Source organism: Vibrio halioticoli NBRC 102217, from assembly GCF_000496695.1.
Lineage (GTDB): Bacteria > Pseudomonadota > Gammaproteobacteria > Enterobacterales > Vibrionaceae > Vibrio > Vibrio halioticoli.
Genome location: NZ_BAUJ01000072.1, coordinates 1 through 8,437 on the forward strand (window position 1 = coordinate 1; position 8,437 = coordinate 8,437).

Annotated in this window: 8 protein-coding genes; all 8 read left to right on the plus strand. The window is 44.9% G+C overall.

What is annotated here, in order from left to right; all coding sequences use genetic code 11:
- The first annotated feature begins 79 nt into the window (after positions 1-79).
- Positions 80-2,029, plus strand: a complete 1,950-nt coding sequence (gene acs / locus VHA01S_RS16485) for an acetate--CoA ligase (protein ID WP_023405475.1) — start codon at positions 80-82, stop codon at positions 2,027-2,029.
- A gap of 322 nt (positions 2,030-2,351) precedes the next feature.
- Positions 2,352-2,801, plus strand: a complete 450-nt coding sequence (gene aroQ, locus VHA01S_RS16490; protein ID WP_023405476.1) for a type II 3-dehydroquinate dehydratase — start codon at positions 2,352-2,354, stop codon at positions 2,799-2,801.
- A 54-nt stretch (positions 2,802-2,855) separates the two neighbouring features.
- A complete protein-coding gene (gene accB / locus VHA01S_RS16495) occupies positions 2,856-3,320 on the plus strand; it encodes an acetyl-CoA carboxylase biotin carboxyl carrier protein (RefSeq protein ID WP_023405477.1) in 465 nt (154 codons plus the stop codon).
- Positions 3,321-3,334: 14 nt separating this feature from the next.
- Complete coding sequence (gene accC, locus VHA01S_RS16500) at positions 3,335-4,678, plus strand: acetyl-CoA carboxylase biotin carboxylase subunit (RefSeq protein WP_023405478.1); 1,344 nt, start codon at positions 3,335-3,337, stop codon at positions 4,676-4,678.
- 136 nt (positions 4,679-4,814) lie between these two features.
- Positions 4,815-5,705: a 50S ribosomal protein L11 methyltransferase gene (gene prmA, locus VHA01S_RS16505; protein WP_023405479.1), complete on the plus strand. Its 891-nt coding sequence runs from the start codon at positions 4,815-4,817 to the stop codon at positions 5,703-5,705.
- 131 nt (positions 5,706-5,836) lie between these two features.
- Positions 5,837-6,802, plus strand: a complete 966-nt coding sequence (gene dusB, locus VHA01S_RS16510) for a tRNA dihydrouridine synthase DusB (RefSeq protein WP_023405480.1) — start codon at positions 5,837-5,839, stop codon at positions 6,800-6,802.
- Between the two features lie 45 nt (positions 6,803-6,847).
- Positions 6,848-7,144 carry a DNA-binding transcriptional regulator Fis gene (fis, locus tag VHA01S_RS16515; protein ID WP_017027299.1) on the plus strand — a complete coding sequence of 99 codons (297 nt, stop codon included), beginning with the start codon at positions 6,848-6,850 and terminating at the stop codon, positions 7,142-7,144.
- A gap of 358 nt (positions 7,145-7,502) precedes the next feature.
- A complete protein-coding gene (locus VHA01S_RS16520; protein WP_023405481.1) occupies positions 7,503-8,225 on the plus strand; it encodes a histidine phosphatase family protein in 723 nt (240 codons plus the stop codon).
- Positions 8,226-8,437: the final 212 nt, after the last annotated feature.

Genomic DNA, 8,437 nt, shown 5'->3' on the forward strand with positions numbered 1-8,437 from the left:
ATTACAACAATCGTCAGATAGCGAAACAGCGGTTAAGCCAGCGTGTAAAAAAATAGCCGTATTCACAAGGAGATCAGCAATGAGTGAAACCCACATCTATCCAGTAAAACAGAACATAAAATCGGTCACCCATGCAGACAACGATACCTACTTGAGCATGTATCAGCAGTCCGTCAGTAACCCAGAAGCATTTTGGGCGGAGCATGGCAAAATTGTCGACTGGATTAAGCCCTTCACTAAAGTCAAAGAAACCTCTTTTGACACTGGGCATGTAGGTATCAAATGGTTTGAAGATGGCACCTTGAACGTATCGGCCAACTGTATTGACCGTCACCTTGCAACGCGCGGCGACGAAGTAGCGATTATTTGGGAAGGCGATGATCCCGCCGACGATAAAACTCTCACCTTTAATGAACTGCACCAGCAAGTGTGTTTATTTTCCAATGCGCTAAAAGCCGAAGGCGTAAAAAAAGGCGATGTGGTCTGCCTGTATATGCCAATGGTTCCCGAAGCGGCCGTCGCTATGCTGGCATGTACTCGCATTGGCGCGGTGCATACTGTGGTGTTTGGCGGTTTCTCACCTGAAGCACTGGCAGGACGCATTGACGATTCAGATGCAAAAGTCGTGATTACCGCCGACGAAGGCGTGCGTGGCGGACGCGCGGTGCCACTCAAGAAAAACGTAGACCAAGCATTGAGTAACCCCAATGTCACTACCATAAACAAAGTGATTGTTTTTCAGCGCACTGGCGCGGATGTGGCTTGGAATGCCGATGTGGATGTTTGGTGGCATGACGCTATCGCCAATGTAGACGCTGATTGTCCCCCTGAAGAAATGAACGCCGAAGATCCCCTATTTATCCTTTATACCTCTGGTTCAACGGGCAAACCGAAAGGGGTACTGCACACCACTGGCGGCTATCTTGTGTATGCCACCATGACCTTTAAATACATCTTTGATTACCAACCGGATGACATATTCTGGTGTACCGCAGATGTAGGTTGGATAACCGGTCACTCATACCTAGTGTATGGGCCTCTTGCCAATGGCGCGACTACCATCTTATTTGAAGGTGTTCCTAATTATCCCAACACTAGCCGCATGAGTGAAGTGGTTGATAAACACCAAGTCACGTTGCTCTATACAGCGCCGACCGCTATTCGCGCACTAATGGCAAAAGGCGATGAAGCCATTCAAGGCACCAGCCGCGACAGTTTGCGTATTATGGGCTCAGTGGGTGAACCGATTAACCCAGAAGCCTGGGAGTGGTATTACAACACCATTGGCGATGCCAAATCTCCAATTGTGGATACTTGGTGGCAAACCGAAACCGGCGGAATCCTCATCTCGCCACTTCCTGGGGCAACCGACCTAAAACCGGGTTCTGCCACTCGTCCATTCTTTGGCGTACAACCTGCGCTGGTGGATAACATGGGGAATCTGATTGAAGGTGAAGCGTCAGGCAACTTGGTGATTCTGGACTCATGGCCGGGACAAATGCGTACCGTGTATGGCGATCATGACCGTTTTGAACAAACTTATTTCTCTACCTTCCAAGGCATGTACTTTACCGGAGATGGCGCACGACGAGATGAAGACGGTTACTACTGGATAACAGGACGTGTGGATGATGTACTGAATGTATCCGGTCACCGCATGGGAACCGCCGAATTAGAATCCGCATTAGTCGCGCACCATAAAATTGCTGAAGCCGCTATTGTGGGAGTCCCGCACGATATTAAAGGCCAAGCCATTTACGCTTACATCACTCTCAATGCCGATGAATACCCAAGTGCGGAACTGCACAAAGAAGTGAAAGAATGGGTAAGAAAAGAAATTGGTCCTATTGCCGTTCCAGATACCTTGCACTGGACAGATTCGCTACCCAAAACCCGTTCCGGTAAGATCATGCGCCGTATTTTGCGCAAAATTGCCACCGGAGATACCAGCAATCTTGGCGATACCTCAACACTGGCCGACCCAAGCGTGGTAGAAAAATTGATTTCCGAAAAAAGTGAACTGGTTTAACCACCGATAGCAAAGTAAATAGCCGTCACATCGTGACGGCTTTTTTGTTTAAAGACGGTTACAAATTAACCATAATAAAATTAATTAGTTAACCTATGATTACTTAATCGGCATTCTGCATAATTAAATAATGACGTGACTAGACTAACTTTCAATCACTTATATGTGATTAGACCAGTAATTTGCTGTTAATTTCGCTGAATTAGCTATAATCATGCGCTAATTTGTCTTTTGACATAATTCTGACTGGAAATTATTCAGGATTCGTAAAATAATTAAAGGCAACAGTGAATAACTCACATTAACGGAAGATAGCGACAAGATGACTACAAAATCACGTGTTCTACTCCTAAACGGTCCAAACTTAAACCTACTCGGCAAACGAGAGCCAGAAGTTTATGGTTATGCGACATTAAACGATATTATCCATGAGCTGCAGCAACAAGCCGATCAAGCAGGAATAGAACTGACACACGTTCAGTCCAATCGTGAATACGAACTCATCGACGCTATCCATAATGCCATGGGAGAGATCGATTTCATTATCATCAACCCAGCCGCATTCACCCACACCAGTGTTGCTCTAAGAGATGCACTACTCGGGGTCAATATTCCGTTTATTGAAATACACCTATCCAACGTACACGCCAGAGAACCATTTCGTCATCACTCCTATTTATCCGATAAAGCGGTTGGGGTGATATGTGGACTCGGGGCACAAGGATACAACTTCGCATTGTCGGCAGCGAAACAACACCTGCAGGCAAAATAAATCTAAGCCATCTCGATAACACCGAGAGGCCACACACAAGACAAGAGAAGAATCATGGATATTCGCAAAATAAAGAAGTTAATCGAGCTAGTAGAAGAGTCTGGAATTGCAGAACTTGAGATTTCTGAAGGTGAAGAATCGGTACGTATCAGCCGTCACGGTAATGCACCTGTTGCACCAATCCATTACGCAGCAGCACCTGCACCTGTAGCAGCGCCAGCTCCTGCACCTGTAGCTCCTGCAGCAGCACCTGTTGCTGAAGCGCCTGCAGCTCCTGTTGATAACGGTCATAAAGTTCTTTCTCCAATGGTAGGTACTTTCTACCGTGCTCCTGGTCCAGATACAAAATCATTTGTAGAAGTAGGCCAATCTGTTTCTGCTGGCGACACTATCTGTATCGTTGAAGCAATGAAAATGATGAACCAAATTGAAGCCGATAAATCTGGCGTAGTTACTGCAATTCTTGTTGAAGATGGTGCTCCGGTAGAATTCGACCAAGCTCTGATCGTTATCGAATAATAGAGGTCGACATTATGCTAGACAAATTAGTCATCGCGAACCGAGGCGAAATTGCGCTTCGTATTCTTCGCGCATGTAAAGAGCTAGGTATTAAAACCGTAGCCGTTCACTCAACAGCTGACCGTGATCTTAAACACGTTCTACTTGCTGATGAGTCAATCTGTATCGGTCCTGCTCGCGGTATCGACAGCTACCTAAATATCCCACGTATCATTTCAGCAGCAGAAGTTTCTGGTGCTGTAGCGATCCACCCAGGCTATGGTTTCCTTTCTGAAAATGCAGATTTTGCAGAACAAGTAGAAAAATCAGGCTTCATTTTTGTGGGTCCTAAAGCTGAAACCATCCGCATCATGGGTGACAAAGTTGCTGCTATCAACGCAATGAAAAAAGCAGGCGTACCTTGTGTTCCTGGTTCTGACGGTCCTCTTGATGACAACGCGGCAGCCAACAAAGCTCATGCTAAACGCATTGGCTTCCCTGTTATCATCAAAGCCTCTGGCGGCGGCGGCGGTCGTGGTATGCGTGTCGTTCGCTCTGAAGATGAACTAGTAGAAGCTATCGCTATGACTCGCGCAGAAGCAAAAGCTGCTTTCAACAACGATATGGTTTACATGGAGAAATACCTAGAAAACCCTCGTCACGTTGAAGTTCAAGTAATTGCTGATGGCCAAGGTGGCGCAATCCACTTAGGCGAACGTGACTGTTCAATGCAACGTCGTCACCAAAAAGTAGTCGAAGAAGCACCAGCACCAGGTATCACTGACGATATGCGTAAGTACATCGGTGAGCGTTGTACTCGTGCTTGTCTTGAAATCAACTACCGCGGTGCAGGTACTTTTGAGTTCCTATACGAAAACGGCGAGTTCTACTTCATTGAAATGAACACCCGTATTCAGGTAGAGCACCCAGTAACTGAAATGGTAACTGGCGTTGACCTTATTAAAGAGCAGCTTCGTGTTGCAGCAGGTCAGCCTCTATCATTCACTCAAGATGACATCAAAATTCGCGGCCATGCGGTTGAATGTCGTATCAATGCTGAAGATCCAGAGCGTTTCCTACCTTGCCCAGGCAAAATTGAACGTTTCCATGCTCCAGGTGGTATGGGTGTTCGTTGGGAATCTCACATCTACTCAGGTTACACAGTGCCACCTCATTACGATTCAATGATTGGTAAACTGATCACCTTTGGTGAGAACCGTGATGTTGCTATCGCACGCATGAAAAACGCACTTAGCGAAATGATCATTGAAGGCATTAAAACTAACGTGCCTCTACAACTCGACATCATGAATGACGAGAACTTCCAACATGGTGGTGCAAACATCCACTATCTTGAGAAGAAGCTTGGTCTGCAATAAGTATTAACTAAATACTTAGCGTAATTAAGGGTGTTAGCCAACCATGTTGGCTAACACCCTTTTTATTTGTATAGATGAAGTTGGTTAAATTTACTGCTAAAATCCACGCCAATTATCAATACGCAGAGTGAACTCCATGCCTTGGATTCAAATCAAACTTAACGCCACCGACAAAAATGCCGAGCAAATCGGTGATATGTTGATGGAACAAACTGGTGCCCTTTCCGTTACCTTCCTAGATGCTAAAGATACGCCTGTATTTGAGCCACTACCGGGCGAAACACGCCTATGGGGTGAAACAGACATCCTAGCCCTATATGACGCTGAAGCCGACACACAATGGATTTTACAGCAAATCGAAGCAAGTCAGCTTCTTGAGCAAGGCTTTGCGCACAAAGTAGAGCAGCTTGAAGATAAAGACTGGGAACGCGAGTGGATGGATAACTTCCACCCAATGAAATTTGGTGAGCGTTTATGGGTATGCCCTAGCTGGCGTGAAATCCCTGAGCCAGATGCCGTCAATGTTATGCTTGACCCAGGCTTAGCCTTTGGTACCGGTACACACCCAACCACTTCACTTTGCTTAGAGTGGCTAGAAGGGTTAGACCTTGCAGGAAAAACCGTGGTCGATTTTGGTTGTGGCTCAGGCATTCTCGCGATCGCTGCGATCAAGCTAGGCGCGAAAAAAGTGATCGGGATCGACATCGATCCACAAGCGATCCTTGCCTCTACCGCTAATGCTGAGCGCAACGGTGTAAAAGAGCAATTAGAACTATACCTACCGCAAGACCAACCTGAAGGTCTGATTGCCGACGTTGTTGTGGCTAATATTTTAGCCGGTCCATTGCGTGACCTGTCCGCTGTAATCAAAGCACTGGTTAAAGAAAATGGTGAACTTGCTATGTCTGGCGTGCTCGATACACAAGCAGAAGATGTCGCAAATTACTATCGTGACCAGTTTAATGTAGACCCTATTGTAGAGATGCAAGAGTGGTGTCGCATCTCTGGAAAAAAGCACTCTAGTTGAGTCACATCAAAATTTGTGTAAAAAACAGCCAAGTTCGCAAATATTTTTTGAAATGCTCAAATATTAGGCTTTTCACGCGCGCAAAAAATGCGTAAAATGCGCGCCCTTGCTGTTAATAATGTGACCATGATTTGAAAATCGGTAAATACGAACTTAAGAATAATTTGATTGTAGCACCTATGGCTGGCGTTACAGACAGACCCTTTCGAGAGTTGTGTCTTCGATACGGTGCTGGTATGGCTGTCAGTGAAATGATGCTCGCCAACCCTAAGACATGGAATACATCAAAATCACTGCAACGAAGAGTACATGAAGCCGAATCGGGCATTCGCTCAGTACAGATTGCAGGATCAGATCCACAATTAATGGCAGAAGCTGCGCAATTTAATGTAGAGAGCGGTGCGCAAATCATCGATATCAACATGGGTTGCCCAGCTAAAAAAGTGAACAAGAAACTAGCGGGTTCAGCGCTACTAAAGCATCCAGAGCTTGTTGAACAAATTCTGAAAGCAGTAGTAGATGCGGTCGATGTCCCTGTGACATTAAAAACCAGAACCGGTTGGGATACAGAGCATAAGAACTGTGTCGAAATCGCTAAAATAGCCGAAGACTGCGGCATACAGGCCCTTGCTCTACATGGTAGAACGCGAACTTGTATGTACAAAGGAGAGGCCGAATACGAGAGCATCAAAGCGGTTAAGCAAGCTATTTCGATACCTGTAATTGCCAATGGCGATATAGATAGCCCCGAAAAAGCAAAGCATGTACTGGAGTTTACCGGTGCAGACGCCTTGATGATTGGTCGTCCCGCCCAGGGTCGTCCGTGGATTTTTCAAGAAATCCAACATTATTTAGAAAACGGCACCACGATGCCCGAGCCTCCTATGCAGGAAGTAAAAGACATCATGCTTGGTCATGTTCACGAGCTTCATCAGTTTTATGGTGAGTTCTTAGGTCCGCGCATTGCAAGAAAGCATGTGGGTTGGTACCTAAAAGAGCACGAACAGGCACGTGAGTTTCGCCGTGTCTTCAATGCCATCGAAGTTGCCCCTGCGCAATTAGACGCATTAGAAGAGTATTTCAATTCCTATCATTGATAGGGATATGGTTGCATTATAATTACGAGAAGAGCTAGATTGAATATGTTCGAACAAAACCTGACTTCTGAAGCACTAACAGTTACTACAGTAACAGCTCAAGACCAAATCGCGCAAAAACCACTTCGCGACTCAGTAAAAGTTTCAGTTAAAAACTATCTTGCACAATTAAATGGTCAGGATGTAGACGACCTTTATGAGCTAGTGCTAGCTGAGGTTGAACAACCACTACTAGACATGATCATGCAATACACTCGCGGCAACCAAACTCGCGCTGCATCTATGATGGGTATCAACCGTGGTACACTTCGTAAGAAACTTAAAAAATACGGCATGAACTAAGCATAAGTTTTAGTTGCTAGAATCCTAAGGCTTGCCAAATTTGGTGAGCCTTTTTTTATACCCACGCTTAAATCTTGCAAAAATGATCTACTATAATTCCATTTATATAGTTATTGGGTTTATACAAACAAAAAGCTAGTACACCTGTCACAATCCGCGTTCTGTTTAATACTCCACCTAAAACACCATAAATGATCTCCTATCATTTCATTTTTATAGTTATTGAGCTTAAAGAGTCAAAAAGCTTGTACGTATGTACGCGTATCTCAAGGAATGTTAGTGACTTTCTGCTGTTTCCCCTGTTGAATAGATTACAGAGAGTAAAAAAGTGAATATGAATAGCTCAAGGTAGATTGCAATGAAGCAGCTAAAGTTGTGGATGTTACGTCATGGTCAATGTGAAGGTGGCAACATTTTAAGGGGACAAGTGGATGTGTTGCTCAGCCAAGCGGGGCAAGCACAGATGGATAAGGCGTTTTCTGCTATTCCTCAATTACCCACTGAGATCGTCAGTTCACCTTTGCAGCGATGCGCTCTTTGGAGCAATAAGACCGCTGTAGAGAACAAGCTAGTGATGAGCACTCTTAACGGTTTTGCGGAGATGGACTTTGGCGACTGGGATGGCAAAACCTTTGATGAGCTTTATCAGCACTCGGCGGAAAAAATGGACGCCTTTTGGCGTGATCCTTGGCAGACAAAAAATAGCCCTCCCAACGGAGAAACTTTAGCTGACTTTGAATTAAGAGTATTAAACGAGTTATCTCAACTGTTAGAAAGTCATGCCAATCAAACAACGACCTCAGAGGATGCCACAGCGTCTGTGCTAATGGTGACTCACGGCGGAGTCATCAAGGTCATTCTAGGGCATATATTAAAAGCTCAGCAAAACAACGGCCTTTTTAGTCAATTCACCTTACCTTATGCCGCGCTACTGGAGGTCGATATCTACTTTTCTACACCTGAGCAAGCATCAAATACAAATAGCCCATCTACAATAGCAACAGCAACAGCAACATCACTAGAATCGGTACAACAGCAGTTGCAAGCCTATCAATTCTGCATGCACTGGCCAAAGCTATGAATATCCTAATTACTCGCATTAAGCTGACAATAGGCGAAATAATCCTTGGCATCATAAATGGGTATTTATAATTTATTACACTTTGTAGTGCCATTCATTGAGTAGTGACGCATCAATTAGTAACACATTGAATAGTAAAGAATAACCTGCCAGTATGGTTTGCTGTTATCAGTAGTTTCTGATTACTGAATAGACCTTATACCAATCACACT

Bases quoted from the DNA above. Each gene is read 5' to 3' on its own strand.
- acs (WP_023405475.1), top strand. From the start codon at position 80: ATGAGTGAAACCCACATCTATCCAGTAAAACAGAACATAAAATCGGTC.
- aroQ (WP_023405476.1), top strand. From the start codon at position 2,352: ATGACTACAAAATCACGTGTTCTACTCCTAAACGGTCCAAACTTAAAC.
- accB (WP_023405477.1), top strand. From the start codon at position 2,856: ATGGATATTCGCAAAATAAAGAAGTTAATCGAGCTAGTAGAAGAGTCT.
- accC (WP_023405478.1), top strand. From the start codon at position 3,335: ATGCTAGACAAATTAGTCATCGCGAACCGAGGCGAAATTGCGCTTCGT.
- prmA (WP_023405479.1), top strand. From the start codon at position 4,815: ATGCCTTGGATTCAAATCAAACTTAACGCCACCGACAAAAATGCCGAG.
- fis (WP_017027299.1), top strand. From the start codon at position 6,848: ATGTTCGAACAAAACCTGACTTCTGAAGCACTAACAGTTACTACAGTA.
- VHA01S_RS16520 (WP_023405481.1), top strand. From the start codon at position 7,503: ATGAAGCAGCTAAAGTTGTGGATGTTACGTCATGGTCAATGTGAAGGT.